Source organism: Effusibacillus consociatus (assembly GCF_042652925.1).
GTDB classification, from domain to species: Bacteria; Bacillota; Bacilli; order Tumebacillales; family Effusibacillaceae; genus Effusibacillus; species Effusibacillus consociatus.
Window position 1 is genome coordinate 14,677 of record NZ_JBHSHC010000108.1, and the last position, 22,891, is coordinate 37,567.

Consider the following 22,891-nt stretch of genomic DNA (forward strand, 5'->3'; position numbering starts at 1 on the left):
CACAATTAAAACACTGTTGAGTCACTTACTTTAGGCTCCCTCTTGCAAAAAAAGCGCTTGAGAGAAATCGAATTTCCCCCAAGCGCTGCGTAAGTGAAGCGGATGGGCAGGTCAGTCACTGTTTTGCCGCCCATGAGGCCTTCTCTTTCCCAGAACCTGCTTTTGAATTCTATCGCGATTTTGGTGGAAATCGCAAAGTTCATTTCGCGAATGGCTTTCCATTTATTGTGTGAAAAAGAATCCCGCGGTTCAACCTCAACAAATCGCAGCACTGTAAAAGGAATTGTCACTATTGCGAAATCCCCTGTCACACTGTAGGGTTCTAAGGTGCTCTGGTGGATCGAGTGGATGGTTACACCGTTCTTATACTGCACTATTTTCGACATTCTTTGTTGGAACACGATGTCTTCCTGCACTTGAGGGAGAAAGGCTTCCGGCAGTCGAGCGTTACCTCCTGTGATTTGGTAGAAGCGAGTCTGAACCAAGGGCATATTAATCCGCAAGATATCCAAAAATGACTCTTCCATCAATCCTTCCAAATCAAGAAGTACTGCCATCATTTCTATAGCGCCTTCTGAAAAAGGGGTCCCAAACTCATGCGGATAGAATTTCAAAAAAGTGTACATCGAATATTTGTCGAATCTCTTTACCACCAGAGACCAATTTCGAATCGGATCTTTGTTTATAAAATCCACGATAGGCTTTACAGCCAAATTGAACAGGTGTTTAGCTGTTTTCCACGCTTCATGTGGAGCTACCGGATATTGAAGAATGTCGGGCTGCCGGTGATAAATTCTCGCTCTGGTTTTGACTCCGTTCACATAAATGACCTCCTCTGGAGTTTCGTTAATGAACGGGTGAATCTGCAGACCGAACTTATGAATGTACTCGAAAACCAAATAATGATATTCAGGAATACGCATCGCGCCTGCGTCTATCCATCGCTAAAAGGAGGTCGCAGGGTGTACACCCGTCCTCCCACTCTATTGCTGGCTTCAAGGATTATAATATTATGTCCTGCCTTTTCAGCAAAGAAGCCGCAACCAGTCCGGCCAAACCCACCCCGACAATGATATTCTTTTTTGCAACTCTAGCTTTTTCGGGTCCGTGGCGGATAATCCGGATCATCTCGTCAGGGGGCTAAGAGGTTGGGATAGGAGTTGACACCGTCATCCTCTCCTTTAAAACTGCAGCGGATTCAACTTATGCCATCCTATTCAACAATCCATTCTCCTAAGTATGGGGGTCATAGCAAACCGGCCCTCTCATTTTGGGGCTGTTGACAAGCAAACGAAAAATGATTTTGGAAGACTTGTGTAGAAAAAGATGCACGAGTCTTTTTTATGCGAATGAGATGATGTAGAAGCGAGCTAATCTGCAGTACAAATACATGTTAATTAACCTGTGATCACAACCTGTGATGACATTAGACCTTGCGGAAGACGCACCCGATCACTCTACATTCAGTCAAATGGGCCCGTCGTTTTAAGGATAGCCAGGTCTTTCAGAAATCTTTGACCAGGTGGTTTCGCTTTGCGCGGCTAAGGGACACAAGAGAGATTGTTGTCACCGCTTACTACAATCAGGGATCACGGCATAGACCGTACTCTCTCAAAACTATTTTATAATACATCCCATAACTATTTGTTTTAGTAAGTAAATCAGAGAATCAGAAAGAAAGGGAAAGGGAAAGGGAAAGGGAAAGGGAGGTATATTCTGTTAATTTAGGTAGAAAAGGGATTTGCAGCCTGTACGATATGTGGGAAATGTGTAAAAATATGGTCATGAGAATTTTGAAGGAAGTAGCTTACAAGAGTATCAAAAGAGGGGTTCACTCAGATCAATCGTTTTATTAAAACGTTGATCTGATGAATAAAAAGAGAGCCGCCACCAAACAGAAACTTAGCAGGTGCCATTTGGTGAGCGACTCTAGCCTCCTTCCCTTCACAAAACCTGCTTGGGGAAAAGAACTGTTTCCAATATAACATCATCGCTTTGTGGAGTAAAGATAGGAGAAATCTGCTAAAAACAGGGGGGATTTTATACAAGACAGAATCTGATCACGTACTTTTCCATTTGCGATTTGAACATGATGAACAAACAAGGAGGTTATGATCATGAAGAGAAAGGTAAAAGCTTTGGCAGTTGTTGGCTTGGCATCAGGCATCTTGTCTACGTCCGCTTTGGCGTACAACTACAAATTCCAATTCGACGTTACCACTGGCTGGTTCTCTGACACTGCTTACACCGCTTATGCGTACAAGGTTACCGACACTGAGAATCCGGTTGTTAATGTAACCGCTATGGATCTCAACTGGACAGCCAATATTATGATGGTGAACAGCAATGATCTTCAGCGAAGCTCGATTGGGAGTTGGAGCTCTCCCGGAGCCCAGGTGTTAACCAATATGGGCGGCAAACAGGGCTATCAATATCGGCTGAAAATTTGGGAAGCGTATCCAAACTCGAAGACATATTCAATCAAAGGTGCTTGGAACCCGGATAGCTACTAATTTCATTCGAACATCCAGGAGGCTTTTCCTTTGTCGGAGAAGCTTCCTCCGTTCTCCAGCAAAACAAAAGGGAAGTGATGGAATGTTTTTGCAAGAATTAAAACGAGGTTTATTGAACAAACGCATGTTATTTGTCGTTGTGATTGGTCTTGTTTTGATTTGTTTATCCGCCTATTCAAGAATTTTAAAATCAATCACTTTTGCTGATCTGGATGCGCCTGATATTATAGGAAATACGGAAGTGATTCAGCAGTTCATCACCAACGGGCAAAACAAATACCATATTTGGCATCAAAGCTTTTTCTATTTGGCATTCTATTATCCTCTTCTTGCGATCTTGCCCTATTCCGCCTCTTTTCTGGAAGAAAGAAACCTAAACTTTTTTTATTTTGTCGCCTTCAGGACTTCGTACACAGCTTATGTGAGAACGAAGTTTATGGTGAATTTCCTGGTCGGAGGTTTGGCGGTGTTCCTTCCGGAATTCTTGTTCTACACGGTTATTTCTCTGGTATTTAAAAATGAAGTTCTTCCGGCTTTTCTGTTTAAACCAATTGGCTTCCTTGCGTCGGTATTTTCTATCCATCCTGAATTGTATATCTGGATGATTTTCGCAAGCCATTTCCTGCTGGGAGCCTGTTTTGCCAGTATTGCTTTATGTTTATCCAGTTTTGTAAAGAGAAAGATCATAGTATTTGTCGCTCCGTTTTTGTTTTATGCCATTAGCAATTTTGTGTTGGAATCAGTTTATCTCAAAAATCTTTCTCCGATGCAGTGGTTTGCTATAATGTACCACGATTTCGTAAATCCGGGGGTTATGTATGGGTCTCTTGCGGGTCTGCTTCTCCTCAGCCTGGCAATTTATACCACGAGAACAAGAATGGAGAGAATAAATGGATAAAACCGGAATCTATTGGGATCGTGCGGTGGTTCTGCAGTATTCGAAACAGAAAATCAGTCAGGCGTCTATTAAATTCAAAACTTTGGTGTTTCTCTTGATCGTTGTGGTGATGACCCTCCTGGATAATGTGAGTTTAAAGAATTCCATTGAATCGATGAATTCATGGGACGTAATTTTCGATATATTAGACAACAAGAATATCCAGCTGTATTTCTTCCTTTTCTTCTTTTTGTCCTATGTTTTTGATGTATGTCATGATAAGCATGCCCCCCACTACATAATGCTGAGGTTACGACGGAAAACGAACTGGCTTTATGCAAAAATCGGGAGCCTGCTTGCTTTGGGAATGGTCTACACTCTGCTATTTACTGGTCTCGTCTGTCTTCTGGCACTGCTTTTTCAAGGGTATGATTCCAGTTGGAGCCAGGGAGTGTCTGCCCTATGGCATGGGACTTATGCCCCTTTTGTCACACCTGTGAAGGCATCGGGTATGATTTTTGTTCGATATTTGCTGGGTGTATGGTTGGTGTCCATTCTGTATTTGCTGATCTATACCTGGAGCAAAAAACATCGCAACACCAAAGCGATGTTGGCTGTAGCCGTTGTTCTATTTGCAAACGGGATTCTAAAAGCCAACTTTTTTCTGCAATTCGTTCCCTTTCTGGGTATCGAGAGCAGTTATTTGGCATTCCTCACGGTATATGCGGACGCCTTGTCTGTTGTTTTCGTTTTTAATGCAGGCCCAGTGGCGGGGATAGCCTTGATGATGCTCCTTTTGCGCTTGACCATCAAAAACTTGGAATTTTAGGAGTAAGAGCCAATGGACAGACTCATCAATCTTATTAAATTTAACTTGTTCCATTTTACCTATCGACAGTGGATCTTCGCGATTCTTCTGTTTGGCCTGTTAGGCTCGTTCAATGTTTTCTATTTTAATGGGGAATTCTCGGTCTATGATTCCTTGATTTTGCAGTTCGGCGCCTACGGATCCATCGGCGCGAATATTCTTCTCCTGTTGCACCATCTGTTGCCTTACCTCCTGCTAATGTACTTCATCGATTTGTACATTGAGAACAATATGGCGAAAAATTTGCTCTATACGATGTTGAGGGTATCGAAAACGAAGTATTGGCTATTGTCACATCTGGTAGTAATTTTTTGGTATAACGTTGTGTATTTTCTCTTGTATGATCTTTCAGCTTGGTTTATCCAGCGCAGCATTTACGAAGGGGCCGGGGTTACGCTGCCTTTCGTTCGAGATGGTTTGCCCGAGACTCCTTATTCTCTGTGGAAGTTCCTTCTATTGGTTTGCATGGTTCAAGTACTTGGAAGTTTTGCAATGAGTGTTTTTCAGATGTTGTTAAATTATAGGTTCGGGAAGCTAGGGTACAGCTATGTTACGGTAATGATGGTCTATTTAGTTAATTTGGTTGTTCCGGAGCACAACCTCTGGATTGGCAGCCATCTTGCGTTAGAAAAATATAACGTTTTATCTGTGAGCAGTGGTATGAACTCGATTTCGAGCTTTGTTGTGATGCAATGTGTAGTGGTTATGGTTGCACTGTATTTCTTGTACAGAAGCGTATCAAGAAATGTTTCAAATTACTAACGGAAAAGGTGATGTGGAATGTCAAATTTTGCGGTTAAGACAAGTCATGTAACAAAGTCTTTCCGGGGCGAAACCGTTCTAAAAGATGTGAGTTTGGAGGTTCATAGAGGGAAGATCTATGGTTTTGTCGGTCATAACGGCAGCGGTAAATCGGTCTTCTTCAAATTGCTTTGCGGCATTCTAGTCCCTGACCGTGGGGCGATCGAAATCTTCGGAAAGAAGTTGGGGATTGATCTTGATTTTCCAGATCAGATCGGGGCCGTTATTGAACAGCCCGGTTTTATCCCGGAATTTACAGGATACAAAAATTTGAAATACTTAGCTTCCATCCGAAATCTGATTAGTCAACAGCAAATTAAGGAGGCGATTCGCAACGTTGGATTGGATCCTGAGAATCAAAAAAGCGTGAAGAAATACTCGTTAGGAATGAAGCAAAGATTAGCTATCGCCCAAGCAATTATGGAAGATCCTGAATTATTAATTTTAGATGAACCGATGAATGGTCTCGATAAAAATGGCGTCCAACAAATACGCAATCTGATTTTATCACTCAAGGAAAAAGGAAAAACAGTCTTATTGTCGAGCCATATAATGGAGGACATCCAGTTGTTGTGCGATGAGGTCTATGAGTTCGAGAATCAAACACTCATCCCAATACAAGTCCCGGAAATCGTTCGAAACAAAATATATCGTTAAGAACATGCCCTAATTTCAGGCTGCTTTAGCCGGTAATCTGGTAACATCCCCCATAAAAATCCCCTCTGAGTAAATAGTAAGAATAGCTTCTTACTATTTACTCAGAGGGGATAATATCACTTTACAAGGGCGTTTGTTTCATACGATCTATTTCCCCCGCTCAGCCATTTCCTTCCTCACTCTTGCCTTAATCGTTCTGTAATATTCTTCCGTGTTCTTGCCTGTGTCATTCCACTCCGGATCGTCACGATACCGCTGCTCCAACCAGGGATCGGCGTACAGGTGATAGCCCCGCTCTTCCCAGAATCCGGGCTTGTCTTCCGCCATGAATTCGATCCCCCGCACCCACTTGGCGCTCTTCCAGAAATAGAGATGGGGCACGACAAGACGCAGCGGCCACCCATGGTTCGGAGTCAGCTCTACCCCATCATGTTTATGGGCAAATATCACATCTTCATACAGCAGATCCTCAAGCGGGAGATTCGCAGTCCACCCTTCTTCAGCGTGAACCATAACGAACTTCGCTTCCGGCTTCACCTTCACCAGATCCATGACATCTTTGAATAATACTCCTTCCCAGTTATTGTCCAACCGGGACCAGGTCGTGACACAATGAATGTCGGACTTCACCTTGGACCGCTTTAAGCTCATGAATTCCGAAAAAGTGAGTGTTTTTTCTTCTTCAACCAAACCAAAAATCCGAAATGTCCAAGTATCCAGGTTCACTCTGGGAACCGTGCCCGCATGCAGCACCGGCCACCGGTCGGTTAAGATCTGCCCGGGCGGCACCCGGTCCTTTTTATCAAGCGACATGTCAAACCACCTCTCAGCAATTATACACTTACGGCTGCATCAAACTGTTGATGATACAAGCTTGCGTAAAGTCCGTTTTTATCCAGCAGTTCCCGGTGGGTTCCATGTTCCGCAACCCGTCCGTCTTTTAGAACAATGATGCGGTCTGCCGCGAGAATCGTGGACAACCGGTGAGCAATTACCAGGCTTGTTCGCGACTTTGTCAATGCCTCCAAGGCAGACTGTACCAGCGCTTCCGATTGGGAGTCAAGAGCGGAAGTCGCTTCGTCCAACAGCAAAATTGCCGGATTCTTCAGGATAACGCGAGCAATCGCGATTCGCTGTTTCTCTCCTCCTGACAGCTTGTATCCGCGCTCCCCGACAATCGTATCATACCCTTCCGGCAAACTGCTGATTAAATCGTGTATGTGGGCTGCTTGCGCGGCATGAATAATTTCCTCGTCGGTGGCATCCAACTTGCCGTACCGCAAATTGTCGCGGATGGATGCATGGAATAAGAAAGTCTCCTGCGACACGATCCCAATCGCTTCTCCCAATGATCCCAGCGTAACGTTTCGGATATCCTGTCCGTCGACTCTGATCGTCCCTTTTGTTGGGTCCAGGAAACGGGGAATCAGGTTGGCAAGTGTCGTTTTGCCCGCACCGCTTGGGCCGACAAGAGCAACCATTTGTCCGGGTTCAATGCGGAACGTAACATCCTGCAAAATTGGCCGCTGATCTTGATAAGAGAACCAAACATGATCAAACTCGATCCTGCCTTTTACGGCATCAAGATTTTGTGCTCCCGGCCGTTCCCGGATTTCCACCGGCATGTCGAGATACTCAAACAGCCGTTCAAACAATGCGATCGAACCGTAAATGTTTACATGAATATTGGCCAATGCGGAAATCGGTCCAAACAGTCTTTGCAGGAATGCGGTAAACGCGACCACTGTTCCCAATGATATGGTTTGATCAATCACCGCGTGACCCCCATACCAGTAAATGATCGCGGGTCCGGCAGTCGACAGGAACCCGATTGATGCAAAAAACCAGCGCCCGATCATCGATTGACGAACCTGCCAATTTTTCAGTTCCTCGTTCACCTTTTCAAAACGGTTCATTTCCCATTTCTGCCGAACAAACGCTTTAACCAGCATCGCCCCGCTCACAGACAATGTTTCCTGCATTAAGGAAGAAAGCTCACCGATCTTTTGCTGCGTGTTCTTCTTCACCTGGAAATTCAATTTCCCCACACGCCGCGTGGGAATAATGAAGAGCGGAAGAATGATGAGAGACAGGGTGGCCAGCCGCCAATCCAGAGCAAACATCGTGATTCCGGTTGATAAAGCAACAATAATGTTGCTGACGGAACTCGATATCGTTTCGGTAACAACCGTCTGAAGCCCGTTTACATCATTATTAACGCGGGACATAATGTCGCCTGTTTTCGTATTGGTGAAAAACTGCTGGGACATCCGGTGCAAATGGTGATACATCCCATTCCGGATATCATACATCACGCCCTGCCCGATTAAGGTATTAAAATAGGTCTGTGCCACGCCAATCAGGCTGGCCGAAACGGCAGCCCCAATCATCGCAAGAATCAGCCAGTTTAACAGTTCCGTATGTCCGTGCGGAATCGCATCATCTATAATCCATTTGATGATCAGCGGCTGCAGGATCCCGAGCAGCGCGGACAGTGCGATACAAACAAGCACCAATAAAAACTGCTTCCAATAAGGCAGAAAATAGCGGACGATACGACCCAATGTACCTTTTTGGATCTGGGGCCGATTATTCGTGTTCCCCCAATCGTATGTGGAAAAGAATCTCATGAACTCCCCGACCTTTCTCTTACCTCCATTCTATCCTTACAGAGACAAATCTTCCACCCTACTTGTTCCCATGCCCCAGATCCAAGGGCTCTTTTTTATTGTGTTTAGGCTTACATAAAGCACTCCGCTTTACGGGAAACTAACCACATATCCAGCTTATGCCTTTTGGGTGCATCTTTGGAGTGGTGGGTGGTTTCATGGGAAAACTTTTGATCAAAATGGCAAAATTATTAGCAGTGTGGTGACTTATCGATGAATCAAAAGAAGATATTCACTTTAACAGTTGCAGCAGTGTTGGCACTCCCCCTGACCGGATGCGTACCCGCGGCAAACCCGAATAATATGGGGAACAATCAAGGGGTCCGCATCATGAACAATCGGACTGATTATGTGTCCCGCCCTGATATTGCGGAACGTGTAATGAGGACAGTACCCGGAGTGTCGTCGGCAGTTGTATTGGTGAAGAATAACACAGCGTATGTGGCGGTTGGTCAAGGAAGAGTTCGACGCGAGAATCGTACCAACCGGGCGGGCGGAACTGACTATAATATGCGTGGAGCAGTCTCGGACGGCACTTACGGTTACAGCAAGGCTGGAGGCAATGTGACCGGTCCCGGCACCGGACTCGGTGCGCCTTCGACAGGGGGAGGGAGTGCGGGAGGCAGAACCGGTGGTGGAACGACCGGATCAGGGCCCACCGGTGCCGGAACTACCGGTGGAGGCACGAACACTCAAGCGGTCACCGACCTCCCTCCCGACATGAAGCAGCGGGTTGAGACCGCGGTCCGACAGGCAGATCCGTCAATTTCTGCCGTTTATTCATCCAACGATCCAACCCTAATGACTCGCTTCAACAAATTTAACGCCAATCGGGTAGGGGCCAGAACTCGGGCGGGCATCAATGAACTTGGGGATGTGATTCGAAGGGTGTTCCCTACCGGCCGATAATGCCCGAACAAGCTCTTCTCATTGAAGGGCTTGTTTCATTTTCATTGTCATTTTCATTTGACAGCAACCGCAGTGTTTAATACTCTACTTATAAATCCCTTTAGAAAGAGGTAAAAACTCCATGAAAAAAGCATACATAGAGATGGCCAAAGGTGGAACTGTGGAAATCGAATTATTTGACAAGGACGCTCCCAATACGGTTGCAAACTTCGAAAAGCTTGCAAACGAGGGGTTTTATGACGGATTGACTTTCCACCGAGTAATTCAAGGTTTTGTAGCCCAAGGTGGCTGTCCGCACGGAACAGGAACCGGCGGACCCGGTTATACAATTAAATGTGAAATCAATCCAAACAAGCATCAGCGCGGCACCCTTGCAATGGCGCACGCGGGACGTGACACCGGCGGAAGCCAATTTTACATCTGTTATGAGCCGCAGCCTCACCTTGATGGACATCACACAGTATTCGGTCAAGTAGTGAACGGGATGGAGCTTGTTGACGATATCAGACAAGGCGATAAAATGGCGAAAGTCAAAGTTGTTGAGGAATAAACCAAATGGCAAAAGAAACGCGCAACGCCGACATCCATACTCCCGATCTCAATGAGGAAATAAATGAAATCGCCGAATATCTGGAGCTGCATGTGGGCCCTGTGACCGAGACGCATAAGAAAGCCCTGGCCGATTTGGTTCAACGGTACGGAACCGCTTCTGTCACATTGACTCTAGTCGCAGAAATGAATCAGTTGGACATGGTGACAGCCCTTCTTCAACAAAGCAAGGATGTTTTGAGAAAACGGAAACGAGTCTAAAAGGCATTTGGGGGAACCGTAATGGAGAAACTGCGGATTGCCATCATTCAGATGGATATTGCATTCGGGCATGTGAAAGCGAATCGCAGGCACGCAGATCAGTTGATTCGCGAGGCTGCCGCAAAGGGCACCGATCTGGTTGTCCTCCCGGAATTATGGACAACTGCATACGATCTGACTCGGATCCATGATCTTGCAGACGATTCCGGCGAGCAAACGAAGGAGCAAATGTCCCAACTGGCTTCAAGTCTGAATATCAATATTTTGGCCGGTTCGGTTGCGTACAAGCAGGATGGAAAAGTTTACAACACTACGCTGCTGTTCGATCGAAACGGAAACCAGACAGCTTCCTATTCGAAGCTCCATTTGTTCCGGCTGATGGAGGAAGAACAGTACTTGCATGCAGGTACCGCTGAAGGTCAGATTCAGATCGAAGGGGTACCCTGTGCAACCATCATTTGCTATGATCTTCGTTTCCCTGAACTCACGCGAAAATTGGCCCTGGCCGGTGCAAAGATCCTGTTTGTTCCGGCCGAATGGCCGCACCCCCGCCTGCATCACTGGCGGACGCTGCAAGTGGCGAGGGCTATTGAAAATCAAATGTTCGTAGTCTCCTGCAATCGGGTGGGAAGGGCCGGAGATACTGAATTCTTCGGTCATTCCATGGTTGTCGACCCTTGGGGAGAAGTGTTGTTTGAAGCAGGGGAAGAAGAGGGAATCTTCCATGTCAAGATCGATCTTGATCTGGTTGATTCCGTGCGAAAGCGCATCCCCATATTTGAAGATCGGCGAACCGATATGTATTAAGGCACTCATTCGAGTGCCTTTGTCATTTCGGAATTACTTCGTGTAGATTTCCCGGATATACTCCCATTCTTTTTCCAGGCCGTCCCTTAACCTGACTTTTGGATCGTACCCAAGTCGCTCTCTTGCCCGTGTAATATCGGCCCATGTATGAAGCGGGTCTCCGTGCTGCGGCGGAAGATGTTGAACTGCAACATCCAGTCCTGTCACCTCTCCTACCAACTCCAGAACCTCAAGAACCGAAGCCCGCTCTTTGCCTCCGATGTTGAATACGTTCCCGTGCTCCGGAAAGTTCATCGCCAGCACGTTTGCTTCCACCGCGTCCTGAATATAAGTGAAATCACGAGTTTGTTGACCGTCTCCGTAGAGAGGAATCGGCTCTCCTTGCAAGACTGCTTTTAAAAACTTATGAAAAGCCATATCCGGCCGTTGACGAGGCCCGTATACCGTAAAGTAGCGAAGAGAAGTGGCCGGAACTCCGTAATTTGCGTAATAGAGTTGGACGAGGTGTTCTCCCGCCAGTTTGCTCACTCCATAAGGGGATACCGGCGAAGGCAGCTTTTCTTCCGAGGTCGGACCGTTTGTGCCTCCATAGACAGACGAGGAAGAGGCATAAACAAACTTCCGGATGCTGCTATTTTTGCATGCTTCCAAAAGTTGTTGTGTTGCCAATATATTCAACTTCACATAGTCCTGAAAGTCGCTCCCCCAGCTTTTCCGAACACCTGCAATTGCCGCTTGGTGAAAGACTACGTCCGTATCCGAAATAAGCTGCGCCAAATCCATCTCCAACAGATTCTGTTCCAGCAGAGTATAGTTGGAATGATGCTGAGCCTGAGCAATATTATAAAGCTTGAAGCGACTCCAACCTGTGTTGGTGAACATATCAACGCCGATCACTTGATGCCCGTCGGCCAACAGCCGTTCCACCAAATGCGAACCGATAAATCCTGCTGCTCCCGTTACCAAGATCTTCAAGTTGAATTCCCTCTTCCCAGTGCCAAGTATCGAATGCCTGCCGCCCGAAGTTGTTCCGGATTGTAAAAGTTCCGTCCGTCCAACAGGATAGGGTTCCGCATGCAGCGAACCGCTTCCTCCCAGTTTATCTTAGCAAACATTTCCCATTCCGTGCACAGAATTGCGGCATCGGCCGCAGAAAAGGCTTCTTCAACCGTTTTACAAACGACAACCTTCCGTTCGTCCGGCCAAGGGGTTTGATCCGGGAATTCAATTGTTGGATCGATAATTCGGATCTCCTGGCAATCTGGCAGTAATTCTTCAACAATCCGGATCGCCGGTGATTCTCTCTGATCATCCGTATTCGGTTTAAAGGTTAAACCGAGCAGGGCCACAATCCACGGTTTATCCACGGTTTCCCGCAAAGTCTGAACCAATTTTTTCAGATAAAAAAGGGGCTGAGTCCGGTTGACAGTTTCAACTGCTTCCAAGATCTTCAACTCCACCCCCAACTCTCTGGCGGTTGCGATAAGAGCCTTCACATCTTTTGGAAAACACGAACCGCCGTAGCCGATTCCCGCATTCAAAAACTTGGCTCCGATTCGGACATCCATCCCCATGCCCTGGGCAACCTCTACCACATTGGCGCCTGCTCGCTCCGCAATCCGGCACATCTCATTAATGAATGAAACCTTGGTGGCGAGAAACGAATTGGAGGCATACTTGATCAATTCGGCGGTTTCCCAATCCGTAATCAGGACTTTGCTTCCCAGTGGTTGATAGATTTCTTTCAAGATTTCAATCGCATGGCCGCTCATTCCGCCCAATACGGTACGATCCGGGTGGAGCGTATCGTACATCGCCGATCCCTCCCTCAGAAACTCGGGATTGGACACTACGTCAAACAGTTTGGGATTTCCGATTTTATCGCTGAGATAATCGGACAGCCATCGATTGGTTCCCACGGGCACCGTACTCTTGACGACAATCACTTTGTATCCGTTTATTGCGCCTGCAATCCTATCCGCCACTGCTTGCAAATAACGCAGGTCGGCCGTTCCGTCTTCACGGGAAGGGGTCCCGACCGCAATGTAGATCACATCGCTTTCCTGAATTGCAGTAACAATATTGTCGGTAAAATTCAATCGTCCTGTTTTTAACATTTCCGATAACAGATCGTTAAGCCCCGGTTCTACAAACGGAAGAATTCCCTTTTTCAGCTTGCTTATCTTCGAAGTATCAATGTCGGCACCTATCACTTGATGATTCAGAGAAGCCAGGACGATGGCTGTTGTTGTCCCGACATATCCCGATCCGATCACAGTGATCCTCATGATGAATCTCCCGCCTTCCAGGGACGCACTCGATCTTTCTTTCGTTGAATCATAAACATTGCCGATTTTCCAAAATCAATGGCCACCCTTCCCTGCCGGCGGGCGAGTTTTTCCGCAAGGATTACGGCATTCACGCCTGTCGAAATCAGAACAATGTCACAGTCGACTTTCTCCATCCGGCGTACGGTTTGTTCAATTTGGTCATAATGGGAGAATGGAATTTTTGCCACAAACTGAATCTGAAAATCGGCATATTCTTTTTCGACCAGTTTCGCAAAAGAATCTGCCCATTTTGATATTACCGTCACTCTGCGCCCTCTCAGCATTTGCCAGAAGCTCTGTTTTTCAACCAGATGGCGGTTTACCAAGGTGTGACAAACCTGCTTGGGCCGAATTCCATATGTTTTGAAACATTTGTTTGTAAGAGAACGAAGATAGATCTGTGGTGCCCTCAGCTCCCGGTCTTTATAATAAGGAATTCCCACTAAATCCGCTTGTTTGATTGCTCTGATCATTTTGTCACGGGCCTTCAGATTCGGGAGACTGATCCCTTTGCTTTTCGTTTCTCTGGAACGTCTCCCCCATCGTGTCCGTATCACTTGATCAATCGGCATGACTTTTTCCTGAGCCAGAACGAGATTTTCCCCATCTCCGACCCGCACCAGGCAAAAAGGTTGCTTAGAACGAATCGCGTGATCAATTTTCTCAATCACTTCTTCCGTGTTCAACATTCTGCCGAATGAGATTCGTTCCAATCGCTTCCCTCCTTTTTACCTAGTAAATAGAGTCCATATAAAATAGGATTGGTAAATGTATGTCTCCACATTTTTCTTCTTTGAGCATTCCGGAACGTAATTCGCAAATCTCTCCCATTCGCTTCGATGAATTTTATCGTTCCTTCCTGCGTAATCGCTAAATCCAGCCCCAAATCCGAAATATGCGGCCCCATTGACTCCATTTCTCCGGCGATCTGCAGAGCACATTTTCCCAGCTCTGCGTATAGAAATTGGGCCATGTCCGGATCAAAAACTTTCGCAAGAACCTCTTGTGCATCGACGGCTCTGCCGCCTACTGCCAGGTTTGTGGCATGTGCGCCCGCGCTGCCTACCTTAGCTACTATTCCTGTAATTTCCCACTGACCTGCAGCCCCTTTTTGAGCGGATACCCGAAAATCAACAGGTTGTTCCAAGATCGCAAGCAGGGGGATTCCTTCCTGAATCAAGTAAGGGCGCTTCATCATTCTTTTTTGGATTTCCGGAAGCCGGTTTTCGGAAACCCTGTAATGACAGGAACACCGGTTTTCGGTGCGGGAGATCTCATATTCATGAACCGCTTGCCGCAGTCTCATCACTCCAAGACCCAGACTTCCGCTGCAGGGTTTCAGATAAATGTTTTCATACTGCTCCAGCCATTTGTGCATCTGATGAGGTGAACTGAATTGTGCGGTGACCGGTAAATATTGAGAAGTATCGGGGTTTTTCGAAAGATGCTGGTGAACCTCCCATTTGTCGAATCGGGTAATCCCGTTATAGAGAATCGTTGGATAGGAACCGAAGAGAGCTCTAACCCGCTTTGCATTGCTCTTTGAAAAAATAATCCGGTTGTGAATCGCCGGAGGGATTTCGTACTCACCCAATTGATAACTTTTTCTCGTACGATCCCAGGTAAAAGCATTAATTTTTCCGTTTCTGGCCGGCAGCATGCGGGGAGAAAAAAACACTACATTAGCCCCGGCCTGCTCAGCCGCTATTGTATAAAATGGCAAATATTCGAATCCGTGACGTCCTGCCAGTGCATGGTTCAACTGGCTGTCGTCCACCAACACGCCAAGATCCGCTTTCTGCACGTTCAATAGATCTCCCCCTTTCACAAGTTTACATTTGCATGACCAGGTCATAGATCCGTTCCAACTCTTCAATTTGATTCTCAGAGTTAAATGAACGCTTTATCGTCTTGCGCCCGGTTTTGCCCAGTTTGCCCCATGTCTCAGGGGTATCTGCGAGATGAAGAATACGATCGGCCAATGCTGTGGAGTCCCTTTCCGGAACCAGATATCCTGACTTTTTGTCACGGACGAGTTCGGGAATTCCCGCGTGACTTGTCGACACGACCGGAAGACCGGTTGCCATTGCCTCCTTCAACACATTGGGTATCCCTTCCTGGTTCCCGTACTTCCCAGTGACACTGGCGAGAACAAACACATGGGCTTCCAGCATTTCCTTGACCACTTGGTCGTGGGAGACCTCACCCAGAAACTTAACCTTGTCGTTCAATTTAAGAGATTTGACCTGTTTCATCAGTTTGTTCCGAAGTGGACCGTCTCCCGCTATGCGCAGACGAATATTCGGATAGATTTTTTGCACTCTGCAGAAAGCGTCAATCAGATATTTCATCCCTTTTTTCTCAACCAAACGCCCTACTGACAGCAAAATAATTTTTCCGTCTTCCGGCATCGTGCGTTGTTGGAATCGAAAACGTTCCACATCGATTCCGCTGTGATGAACGACAATTTTCTCTTTTGGACAGCCGTAATTCAACAGAATTTTCTTCATATTGTTCGAGGTAACCGTGAATGCCTCCCCTTCTTCAAACAACCTTTTCAATTTTCCTTTATATTTTGCAAAACTGCGTTGATTCGAAGGAAGGTCAAAGCCGTGAAAAGAAGTTAACATCGGCAAATTCAACTTCTTTTTCACGTCCAGAAGTTGCGCTGCCGTCGTTCCGAAGCGAACATGAATCAATTTGACTTTCTGTTTTTGGAGAATGCTGCATAAATGGTTCTTATTCTTGTAAACATGGATGGGCTTGAATGGAAATCGATCGGAGTTGATGATTTTTTTTGTACAAACGATGGCAGACAGATTCTTCAAGTTGACAAGTTCCGAATAAATAAACGTTTCACTTGCCGGCAAGAACCTTTCGCGAACTACTGCAACTTCGCTCACAACATCCCTCCTTCCAAGCCGTCTCTTGTTGCATTGAAGGAACACAGTCTCTTTGTCCCTCAACAGGGCCAAGGTGTACTTGGTGACCTAAGCTATACTATGAGACTGGGGACGAATGTTCTTGTGCAAAGGCATAGGAAACCCTTGATCAACAGCCTATTTTGTCAATGAAGGTTCATTCACTTTCCTCCACTCCCAATGCCTCCAAGTACACTTTTTCCAACCTCTCTGCAACATGCTTAAACTGAAAGTTCGATTCAACAAACGAGCGTCCATTTCGGGCAAAAACACCCGCCCGATCGCGATTCGAAAGGAGGAAATCGATCGCTTTGGCAAAAGCTTTCGGGTTGTTGTAATCTTCAACCACAAGTCCATTGAACTTGTGGTTTACGATTTCCGCATTCCCTCCCCTCTTGGTTGTAATCAGTGGAATCCCGGCAGCCATTGCCTCATAATGGACCCTTGCAAGAGGTTCCTGCCATTGCGAACTGCAAACAAAGACATGCCCTGCAAGGTAGTATGCAGGGAGCTTATCGGCCGGCACATATTTGGTGAAGATCACACGGTCTTTCAACGGTTTGGCCAGCTTGTGAAGATAGCGAACATAGCGGTCCACTCTGTTATCGCTAAACCATCTGCCGCCGATGATCACCAACACAGCTTTTTTATGTTTGGTTTTTATATCATTCATCGCTTTAATCAAAAGATGGGGACCCTTCACGCGACTGAGTCTCCCTACAAAAAGGATTACTTTTTTCCCTTTCAACCCCATTTTTTTTCTGATCTTGGCCCGAATCTCTTGTCCTTTCGAAGACCAAACAGGTACATAAGCACTTAAATCGGCTCCGGAATATACGGTTTGGATCTTGTTTTGCGCGGAAGAAAATCTTCCGGTTACGGTTTTTCCGATGTAGTCGCTGACAGTCATGATCTTTTCTACGGATCTGATCGCTTTTAGTCCAAGGCGGTAGCTGATTTTGCCCTTTGCAAACATTTCATTATGAAGACTTAACACAATTCGGCTCTTTGAGGCAGCAGCTTTATACATCGGTACGTTCACCGGACGATTGAAAACGTGAATGACATCAAAATCGTGTTTAGCCAGTTCCTTCGCTACTTCGCGAGCATAATTTTTGGAAGGTAAACGAATATATTGGATGCCGTCCCTTTTTTCACGATTAGGTAAATTCGGATCCCTGACACAAAAGATGGTAAGGTCATGCTTTTGTCCAAGAATAGGTGTGACCCCGTCGATCAAGGTTTGGATTGCCCCGCCTCTGATTGCGGGACATGGCAGCAATTCCGTACATATAAAAGCCAGTTTCATAATTCCCCTCCATTCCTGAAAACTTCACCATTCCATGGACCCTTTTCAGTTGTACAAATGCCTTAACCATGCAGAACCACCTCGTCCAGACGATTCAGGAAGGATCTGAGTACCTTCTCTTTGCTTATTTCTGTGGCGATTAGATCCTTCAACCGGGAGATGTGTTTCAGTTCCGTCCATTTTGGCGGCCGATTCTGATAATATTTGGAAACCTGATCATGGAACAGATGAGGAAATAATAAATCCGCCGTCAAAACAAAGTACTGCCCTTTGGTTAAAGAATGCATTTCCTGATAGGCTTTGGTCATGTTTAGGAATAGGTGAAGATCCCACTCCTTCCGCTGCTTCATAACCTGGTTCAGGATTTTTCTCAGATCGTGAACGGGGAGATCGATGCTTAAAGAATCCATGTCATGGACATACAGATTTCCGTTATCTGCAATTGTGAGATTTTCGACATCAAAATTCGGGTGGCTTAATGTCTTGATATACCTGGCAACTGCCACCCATTGCTCATAGCAGGACTGATCAAGCATGTGAATCGATTCCCGGCATTGATCCAGAAAAACATCCACATGCTCAAAAAAAAGCCGGTCAAAATCAGTTCTATTCTTTGCTTTGGCAATCTGTTCTTTCCATTGCACCAACTCGCCATACCGTTTTTGAAAAACAGCCTTCCACTCCCCCAAATGACATGCAGCCTCTGTTCCATCCGGTATTTCAATTCCCCTGGAGGCGTTGTGGAATTCCGCCATTCCCGCGACAATCTTCAGCAGATCGTCCGGGTTGTCATAGTTGGGCGATCTCCCTCTTACGCTCTCGAAAACTACAAAATGTTCATCCTCGAATGTCACATATCCTTCTCCCGAAGGAGTTCGAACGATCCCCGGAGTGTACACCCCATTTCCAGTCAGATAGTCTATCGCATGGAGCATGAATCTGATTCGCTCTTCACTTATAGCCATTTTTTTTAGAATGAATTCCCCTGATTTTGCTTGAATTGCCCAAATCACTTTTTTTCCTGTATATGAGAGAAGAAAAATATTTTCAGCCTGCAGCGAATACTTTCCTATCACCTGCTCGGCTGCATGAAGAAATTGAGTGTCCATGATATCCCCCTATTCCGTCACTTCCGTCACTTCTCCCAGTTTATGAATCACTCGGAAAATTCGCTTGTACTTATGAGGAGATGCCGCCCTTTCTCTCACCTCATTCATCGTCAAGCGGAAGATACATGATGGAATGATCGCCCAAAATCACTCTCAGGGATCGGGGGTATCCGCGGGATGCCTCCAGTTTCACTTCACCGCCTATGATACTCTCGTCAATTCGTTTGGATATTTTAAGGATACTGGTCTTTTCCAGCACAATGCTGTTCTCAATCTCACTGTCCTCCATGCAGACATTATCACCGATTGAGGTAAAGGGTCCTATATAAGAGCGAATGATGCGTGCACCTGCTCCAATGACGGCCGGCCCCCGGATGATAGAATCGACGACTTGGGCTCCTGCCTCAATAATTACAGGTCCTTCAATTGTGGAAGATTCAATGTTTACATCCGGTCCGTAAGTTTCTCCCCGGAGTTCCAGAAGGACTTGGCGGTTACAAGTCAGCAAGTTCTTTGGTTGACCGGTGTCCTTCCACCAAACATCGGCAGGCAAAGCGGTTACCGTGTATCCTTTGTCAATCAGTCCTTGAATGGCATCAGTAATTTCATACTCCCCCCGGCTGGAAGGGGATAAGTCATAAATAGCCTCAAAAATAGATGGGCTAAACAAATAGATTCCTATGATTGCATAGGAACTCGGGGGATTTTTGGGTTTTTCCACCACACGGACAATTCGGGCACCTTCAAACTGCACAACCCCGAATTGGCTCGGATTTGGGACATGGCTTACCAACAGAAGAGCTTCCGGCTTGTCATGTTGATAACGCCGAACCAATTCATCCAGATCGCCCGAATAAAAATTATCCCCCAGAAAAAGCAAAAACGAATCATTTCCGATAAACTCCCGGGCCGTCTGGACTGCATCGGCAATTCCTTTGGCTTCGTGTTGCTCGATATATTGTAAAGACACCTCCTCGTTCCCATATCCCAATAACTCTTCAAATCGACTCTTAAAGTGAGGGGGAACGACAATTCCAATTTCCTCAATTCCCGCCTTCCTGATTTTATCAATGGCATATTGAATCACCGGCTGGTTCGCAACGGGAAGTAAATGTTTAGGACGCGAATGACTGAAAGGGCGCAAGCGTGTCCCTCTTCCTCCGCATAGAATCAAACCTTTCATTGAGCTTCTCTCCTATTCCCACTCTCAGAATCCAAACCGATATCTGCTTGTAGGATAGGGTATGAAACCACAATAGGACGGGGGCACGGCATTCTTCCTCGTAGAATAGCCCGTTTTCCATTCGGGTAAATGTTCAGTTCTGATAGGGCAATCTGCCTTCACGTTCCGAGCTCAGAAGCGGGGGAATTCACGGAACTCGGGGGAAAGACGGATAGCAAAACAGCCGAACCGGAATATATTGAACAATATGACCAAGGTTTCAGTGGAGGAGTATTATGAGAATTTTATTAGCCACGTTTTGGGTGCTACCCCATGTGGGAGGAGTAAATACCTATCTGCAAGTGCTGAAAAAAGGGTTGGAAGAACGAGGACATAAGGTAGATATACTCGGTACTCATCCAGGCATGAATCATGTACATCTGATTACAGACAACCGGAGAGTCAAGAAACAAGATATTCTTTTCACTTTAAACGATACAATGGTGGATTACTTTCAACAGGAACTACCCGGGGTGGATAACTGGGTCAGTCACCGGTATATTGAACGTCAAGTGTTCGAATTGGCATCTGCCTTGATTGGGATCAATGATTATGATGTCATCCATACACAAGACGTCATTTCCACGAGAACCTTTTCCCGTATTATTCCCAAGAAAACTCCCCTTGTGGCAACCATTCACGGATTGCTCATGGATGAGTTTTTTACGACAGGAGAAATCACGCAGGAAGATTCCATGCGGTGGAAATACAGCTTTGTCGAAGAACACCTTGGTGCCTCTTCTGCTGCTGTCACAATACTCCCGACTGAATGGCTTCGCAGAGAGCATATCAACCGTTTTTTCGTGTCACCGGAAAAATTGACTGTAATTCCGTATGGATTGAATACGGAACCGTACATCAGAGAAGCAGAAGCAATTGAGCGAACTCCACGAACAGACGGAAAGATGGTCATTATCTGCCCTGCCCGACTGGTTCCCTACAAAGGGCAGCGATATCTGCTTGAGGCTCTCGCAGAGCTGATCAAGGTTCGGGATGATTTTGTTTGCCGGTTTGCCGGGGGCGGTCAACAGAGAGCTGAATTGGAGCAAATAACTCAACAACTAAATTTGCAGAATCATGTTCAGTTTCTGGGAAATCGGAACGACATCTTGTACCTATTGAAACAGGCTGATCTTTTCGTGCTTCCTTCCCTGGTGGAAAATCATTCTCTGGCGGTAATGGAGGCGCAACTGCTGGAACTGCCCGTAATCACCACACGTGTCGGGGGAAATACCGAACTGGTTACCCACCTTCACACCGGCATACTGGTCGAACCACGAAACAGCCAGGAGTTATATCAAGCGATTCTCATGCTTATGAATGATCCTGACCTACGAAACAAGTTGTGCATTAACAGTAAAAAGTGGGCCCGCAAATACTGGCATCCCAATCGCATGGTCGAACGGACACTTGATGTGTATAAAGAAGTCATGGATAAATACAAATGAGGTGCTCGTCAGCACCTCATTTGTATTTAAAACATCGGCAGCATGGGTATGTTAACCGCTTTACCGTAACCGTCGATATGAATTTTAATTTCCTGGTCCCCGTAATTTTCTGATTTTCCCAATACTACGTAATCTCCCGATCCCAGTCCATCAAACTCATAATGCCCTTCATGATTGATAGAAGTATCCTTAATCAGTTTTCTCTCGCTGTTGAACAGTTGAACAGCAGCCTTTTGCAAGGAAAGCCCTGAAAATTTATCATAAACGGTTCCTCGAATAAATGATGATGGGCGAGGCTGAATCTCATTCCACCACTCCACTTCTTTCAGAGGACTCAGCATTCCCTTGTCAGGAATCTTGTATTTCTCAGGAAGCAGACTTGATAAGCGGTCCCATACCTCCAGAAAGTGTACCTTTTTGGAAAGTTTGAAGTCAAATATGTGAGCATAGGACGCCATCCGATCCCCCAGACTTGGAATGGAGAATTCATCCAACAGAAAAGAAAGTTGTCGCACATCTTCATCAAATCCTTTATCCTTTGGAACAAATACATCACTTGCCACAATCTCCAATTCCCACTGTTCCATGGGCGGAATTTCTAGCGAAATCGTAAACGGTCCAACCGGATAGTTGTTTTCATGAACCAATTTTCCGTTTAAATAGACATTAATCGTAAGTTGCTCAAGATAATGCGACCGACGACCACGAATAATCAACAAGGATTCTTTTTTAATATCGCGAATGGGAACCACAAAGCGTTTTGAAACCCATCCATCCAGATATTTTCCCGTGAACTCTTCGTCAGACATAGACACCCTCCTCTGTTTCGATCTTTTTCTTTGCCTGTCGGATCAGAAATGTTTCAATTTTTGATCCAAAAAAGACTTTACGACATCCAGATTGTGATCGGGCTGCTGTCCTATACGCCGATTGCATTCAGTAACAAACGACTCCGGATTTTCCAACAGAGTGTCATAGTGAACGTCAATGATATCCTGGTTCTCCTGGGCAAGCTCGTTGCGATAATAATTCAGATTTTTGAAATAGGGGGTTAGAATTTGGGTCGCTTCATTTTTACTAATGTTATCTCGAAACGACAAGGAACGAACCGAATCCTCAAAGGGGCGATGAACAAAAACATAAGTGATATCGGAAACCTCTTCTAAATGGGGCCGTAATATTTCGAAACTAAGTACTGTTAAAGGATGTTTTAATCCCCAAATCGATTTTACTTGAGAAGATAAAACAGTTCGTATATTATCTTCAGGAAAACGGAACGTCCGTATGATTTCCCGATCAGGCGGATTTGTCCAACTAGAACCGATACTGTGGAGAATTTGATGATTGAGTCTCCAGAAACGAGCATTCTCAAAGTAACCTTTGGGGTTACCAAGATCAGGAGGAATTAATTCATCCCCCATATGAATCCCCAAGGATCGGAAATCCCTTAAAACACTTGATTTCTCCATTTAACGCTTTCTTATATAATCCTTTCACATCTCTGCGAATGCACTCATCCAGTGAACACTTTACAAATACTTCTACAAATGAACCAATTTCCTGACGGCAATAATTGTATTTGTCAACTGAAAATTCCGCCATTCGCTCATTTAATTTTCCCCCACCTGTGAAAACAGGAAC

General features: G+C 45.8%; 25 protein-coding genes. 10 read left to right on the forward strand and 15 right to left on the reverse strand.

Translation table 11 applies throughout. The features are described from left to right. Positions 1-5 precede the first annotated feature (5 nt). Positions 6-923: a flavin monoamine oxidase family protein gene (locus ACFO8Q_RS14525; protein ID WP_380026532.1), complete on the reverse strand. Its 918-nt coding sequence runs from the start codon at positions 921-923 to the stop codon at positions 6-8. Positions 924-934: 11 nt separating this feature from the next. Next, on the reverse strand, positions 935-1,009 hold the full coding sequence (locus tag ACFO8Q_RS14530; protein ID WP_380026555.1) for a hypothetical protein: 75 nt from the start codon (positions 1,007-1,009) through the stop codon (positions 935-937). A 1,108-nt stretch (positions 1,010-2,117) separates the two neighbouring features. On the opposite strand from ACFO8Q_RS14530, the gene ACFO8Q_RS14535 reads away from it, so the two are divergent. The 5 genes from ACFO8Q_RS14535 to ACFO8Q_RS14555 all read left to right on the forward strand — a co-directional run bounded on the left by ACFO8Q_RS14535 (position 2,118) and on the right by ACFO8Q_RS14555 (position 5,716). Further along, positions 2,118-2,513 (forward strand): hypothetical protein, encoded by a 396-nt coding sequence (locus ACFO8Q_RS14535; RefSeq protein WP_380026533.1) that lies wholly within the window; start codon positions 2,118-2,120, stop codon positions 2,511-2,513. An 82-nt stretch (positions 2,514-2,595) separates the two neighbouring features. Beyond that, positions 2,596-3,411 carry a hypothetical protein gene (locus tag ACFO8Q_RS14540; protein WP_380026534.1) on the forward strand — a complete coding sequence of 272 codons (816 nt, stop codon included), beginning with the start codon at positions 2,596-2,598 and terminating at the stop codon, positions 3,409-3,411. Continuing rightward, a complete protein-coding gene (locus tag ACFO8Q_RS14545; protein ID WP_380026535.1) occupies positions 3,404-4,219 on the forward strand; it encodes a hypothetical protein in 816 nt (271 codons plus the stop codon). The genes ACFO8Q_RS14540 and ACFO8Q_RS14545 overlap by 8 nt, the downstream gene beginning before the upstream one ends. Positions 4,220-4,231: 12 nt before the next feature. Further along, positions 4,232-5,020 (forward strand): hypothetical protein, encoded by a 789-nt coding sequence (locus ACFO8Q_RS14550; protein ID WP_380026536.1) that lies wholly within the window; start codon positions 4,232-4,234, stop codon positions 5,018-5,020. A gap of 18 nt (positions 5,021-5,038) precedes the next feature. Then, on the forward strand, positions 5,039-5,716 hold the full coding sequence (locus ACFO8Q_RS14555; RefSeq protein WP_380026537.1) for an ABC transporter ATP-binding protein: 678 nt from the start codon (positions 5,039-5,041) through the stop codon (positions 5,714-5,716). Positions 5,717-5,863: 147 nt separating this feature from the next. Here ACFO8Q_RS14555 and ACFO8Q_RS14560 read toward each other — a convergent pair whose 3' ends face one another. After that, positions 5,864-6,529, reverse strand: coding sequence for a sulfite oxidase-like oxidoreductase (locus ACFO8Q_RS14560; RefSeq protein ID WP_380026538.1), 666 nt, complete (start codon positions 6,527-6,529; stop codon positions 5,864-5,866). 20 nt (positions 6,530-6,549) lie between these two features. After that, positions 6,550-8,346, reverse strand: coding sequence for an ABC transporter ATP-binding protein (locus ACFO8Q_RS14565; protein ID WP_380026539.1), 1,797 nt, complete (start codon positions 8,344-8,346; stop codon positions 6,550-6,552). Positions 8,347-8,598: 252 nt separating this feature from the next. Here ACFO8Q_RS14565 and ACFO8Q_RS14570 point away from each other — a divergent pair, with 252 nt between their 5' ends. From ACFO8Q_RS14570 to ACFO8Q_RS14585, 4 genes are all read left to right on the forward strand, one after another. After that, positions 8,599-9,294, forward strand: coding sequence for a hypothetical protein (locus ACFO8Q_RS14570; protein ID WP_380026540.1), 696 nt, complete (start codon positions 8,599-8,601; stop codon positions 9,292-9,294). 121 nt (positions 9,295-9,415) lie between these two features. After that, a complete protein-coding gene (locus ACFO8Q_RS14575) occupies positions 9,416-9,844 on the forward strand; it encodes a peptidylprolyl isomerase (protein WP_380026541.1) in 429 nt (142 codons plus the stop codon). Positions 9,845-9,849: 5 nt separating this feature from the next. Beyond that, positions 9,850-10,104 carry a hypothetical protein gene (locus ACFO8Q_RS14580; RefSeq protein WP_380026542.1) on the forward strand — a complete coding sequence of 85 codons (255 nt, stop codon included), beginning with the start codon at positions 9,850-9,852 and terminating at the stop codon, positions 10,102-10,104. A gap of 21 nt (positions 10,105-10,125) precedes the next feature. After that, positions 10,126-10,911 carry a carbon-nitrogen family hydrolase gene (locus tag ACFO8Q_RS14585; protein ID WP_380026543.1) on the forward strand — a complete coding sequence of 262 codons (786 nt, stop codon included), beginning with the start codon at positions 10,126-10,128 and terminating at the stop codon, positions 10,909-10,911. A 33-nt stretch (positions 10,912-10,944) separates the two neighbouring features. Here ACFO8Q_RS14585 and ACFO8Q_RS14590 read toward each other — a convergent pair whose 3' ends face one another. From ACFO8Q_RS14590 to ACFO8Q_RS14625, 8 genes are all read right to left on the reverse strand, one after another. Next, on the reverse strand, positions 10,945-11,886 hold the full coding sequence (locus ACFO8Q_RS14590; RefSeq protein WP_380026544.1) for an NAD-dependent epimerase/dehydratase family protein: 942 nt from the start codon (positions 11,884-11,886) through the stop codon (positions 10,945-10,947). Next, positions 11,883-13,199, reverse strand: coding sequence for a UDP-glucose dehydrogenase family protein (locus ACFO8Q_RS14595; RefSeq protein ID WP_380026545.1), 1,317 nt, complete (start codon positions 13,197-13,199; stop codon positions 11,883-11,885). The genes ACFO8Q_RS14590 and ACFO8Q_RS14595 overlap by 4 nt, the downstream gene beginning before the upstream one ends. After that, complete coding sequence (locus ACFO8Q_RS14600) at positions 13,196-13,954, reverse strand: GT-D fold domain-containing protein (protein ID WP_380026546.1); 759 nt, start codon at positions 13,952-13,954, stop codon at positions 13,196-13,198. The genes ACFO8Q_RS14595 and ACFO8Q_RS14600 overlap by 4 nt, the downstream gene beginning before the upstream one ends. Further along, a complete protein-coding gene (locus ACFO8Q_RS14605) occupies positions 13,924-15,045 on the reverse strand; it encodes a YheC/YheD family endospore coat-associated protein (RefSeq protein ID WP_380026556.1) in 1,122 nt (373 codons plus the stop codon). The genes ACFO8Q_RS14600 and ACFO8Q_RS14605 overlap by 31 nt, the downstream gene beginning before the upstream one ends. A 28-nt stretch (positions 15,046-15,073) precedes the next feature. Then, a complete protein-coding gene (locus tag ACFO8Q_RS14610; protein WP_380026547.1) occupies positions 15,074-16,144 on the reverse strand; it encodes a glycosyltransferase in 1,071 nt (356 codons plus the stop codon). Positions 16,145-16,319: 175 nt separating this feature from the next. Further along, on the reverse strand, positions 16,320-17,471 hold the full coding sequence (locus ACFO8Q_RS14615) for a glycosyltransferase family 4 protein (protein WP_380026548.1): 1,152 nt from the start codon (positions 17,469-17,471) through the stop codon (positions 16,320-16,322). A gap of 62 nt (positions 17,472-17,533) precedes the next feature. After that, the gene (locus tag ACFO8Q_RS14620; protein WP_380026549.1) at positions 17,534-18,580 is read right to left on the reverse strand and encodes a CotS family spore coat protein; all 1,047 of its coding nucleotides are present in this window, start codon (positions 18,578-18,580) and stop codon (positions 17,534-17,536) included. A 100-nt stretch (positions 18,581-18,680) separates the two neighbouring features. Then, a complete protein-coding gene (locus tag ACFO8Q_RS14625; protein WP_380026550.1) occupies positions 18,681-19,763 on the reverse strand; it encodes a glucose-1-phosphate thymidylyltransferase in 1,083 nt (360 codons plus the stop codon). Positions 19,764-20,038: 275 nt separating this feature from the next. On the opposite strand from ACFO8Q_RS14625, the gene ACFO8Q_RS14630 reads away from it, so the two are divergent. Further along, complete coding sequence (locus ACFO8Q_RS14630; RefSeq protein ID WP_380026551.1) at positions 20,039-21,250, forward strand: glycosyltransferase family 4 protein; 1,212 nt, start codon at positions 20,039-20,041, stop codon at positions 21,248-21,250. Positions 21,251-21,276: 26 nt separating this feature from the next. Here ACFO8Q_RS14630 and ACFO8Q_RS14635 read toward each other — a convergent pair whose 3' ends face one another. The 3 genes from ACFO8Q_RS14635 to ACFO8Q_RS14645 form a co-directional block, all read right to left on the reverse strand. Next, positions 21,277-22,059, reverse strand: coding sequence for a carboxypeptidase-like regulatory domain-containing protein (locus ACFO8Q_RS14635; protein ID WP_380026552.1), 783 nt, complete (start codon positions 22,057-22,059; stop codon positions 21,277-21,279). A 42-nt stretch (positions 22,060-22,101) separates the two neighbouring features. Next, positions 22,102-22,671, reverse strand: a complete 570-nt coding sequence (locus ACFO8Q_RS14640; protein WP_380026553.1) for a sulfotransferase family protein — start codon at positions 22,669-22,671, stop codon at positions 22,102-22,104. Then, positions 22,661-22,891 (reverse strand): adenylyl-sulfate kinase (locus ACFO8Q_RS14645; protein WP_380026554.1); only part of this gene is annotated, 231 nt, incomplete at its 5' end. The genes ACFO8Q_RS14645 and ACFO8Q_RS14640, both read right to left, overlap by 11 nt.

Bases quoted from the DNA above. Each gene is read 5' to 3' on its own strand.
- ACFO8Q_RS14595 (WP_380026545.1), bottom strand. From the start codon at position 13,199: ATGAGGATCACTGTGATCGGATCGGGATATGTCGGGACAACAACAGCC.
- ACFO8Q_RS14525 (WP_380026532.1), bottom strand. From the start codon at position 923: ATGCGTATTCCTGAATATCATTATTTGGTTTTCGAGTACATTCATAAG.
- ACFO8Q_RS14535 (WP_380026533.1), top strand. From the start codon at position 2,118: ATGAAGAGAAAGGTAAAAGCTTTGGCAGTTGTTGGCTTGGCATCAGGC.
- ACFO8Q_RS14540 (WP_380026534.1), top strand. From the start codon at position 2,596: ATGTTTTTGCAAGAATTAAAACGAGGTTTATTGAACAAACGCATGTTA.
- ACFO8Q_RS14640 (WP_380026553.1), bottom strand. From the start codon at position 22,671: ATGGGGGATGAATTAATTCCTCCTGATCTTGGTAACCCCAAAGGTTAC.
- ACFO8Q_RS14560 (WP_380026538.1), bottom strand. From the start codon at position 6,529: ATGTCGCTTGATAAAAAGGACCGGGTGCCGCCCGGGCAGATCTTAACC.
- ACFO8Q_RS14550 (WP_380026536.1), top strand. From the start codon at position 4,232: ATGGACAGACTCATCAATCTTATTAAATTTAACTTGTTCCATTTTACC.
- ACFO8Q_RS14630 (WP_380026551.1), top strand. From the start codon at position 20,039: ATGAGAATTTTATTAGCCACGTTTTGGGTGCTACCCCATGTGGGAGGA.
- ACFO8Q_RS14580 (WP_380026542.1), top strand. From the start codon at position 9,850: ATGGCAAAAGAAACGCGCAACGCCGACATCCATACTCCCGATCTCAAT.
- ACFO8Q_RS14565 (WP_380026539.1), bottom strand. From the start codon at position 8,346: ATGAGATTCTTTTCCACATACGATTGGGGGAACACGAATAATCGGCCC.
- ACFO8Q_RS14570 (WP_380026540.1), top strand. From the start codon at position 8,599: ATGAATCAAAAGAAGATATTCACTTTAACAGTTGCAGCAGTGTTGGCA.
- ACFO8Q_RS14635 (WP_380026552.1), bottom strand. From the start codon at position 22,059: ATGTCTGACGAAGAGTTCACGGGAAAATATCTGGATGGATGGGTTTCA.
- ACFO8Q_RS14620 (WP_380026549.1), bottom strand. From the start codon at position 18,580: ATGGACACTCAATTTCTTCATGCAGCCGAGCAGGTGATAGGAAAGTAT.
- ACFO8Q_RS14625 (WP_380026550.1), bottom strand. From the start codon at position 19,763: ATGAAAGGTTTGATTCTATGCGGAGGAAGAGGGACACGCTTGCGCCCT.
- ACFO8Q_RS14545 (WP_380026535.1), top strand. From the start codon at position 3,404: ATGGATAAAACCGGAATCTATTGGGATCGTGCGGTGGTTCTGCAGTAT.
- ACFO8Q_RS14585 (WP_380026543.1), top strand. From the start codon at position 10,126: ATGGAGAAACTGCGGATTGCCATCATTCAGATGGATATTGCATTCGGG.
- ACFO8Q_RS14575 (WP_380026541.1), top strand. From the start codon at position 9,416: ATGAAAAAAGCATACATAGAGATGGCCAAAGGTGGAACTGTGGAAATC.
- ACFO8Q_RS14555 (WP_380026537.1), top strand. From the start codon at position 5,039: ATGTCAAATTTTGCGGTTAAGACAAGTCATGTAACAAAGTCTTTCCGG.
- ACFO8Q_RS14615 (WP_380026548.1), bottom strand. From the start codon at position 17,471: ATGAAACTGGCTTTTATATGTACGGAATTGCTGCCATGTCCCGCAATC.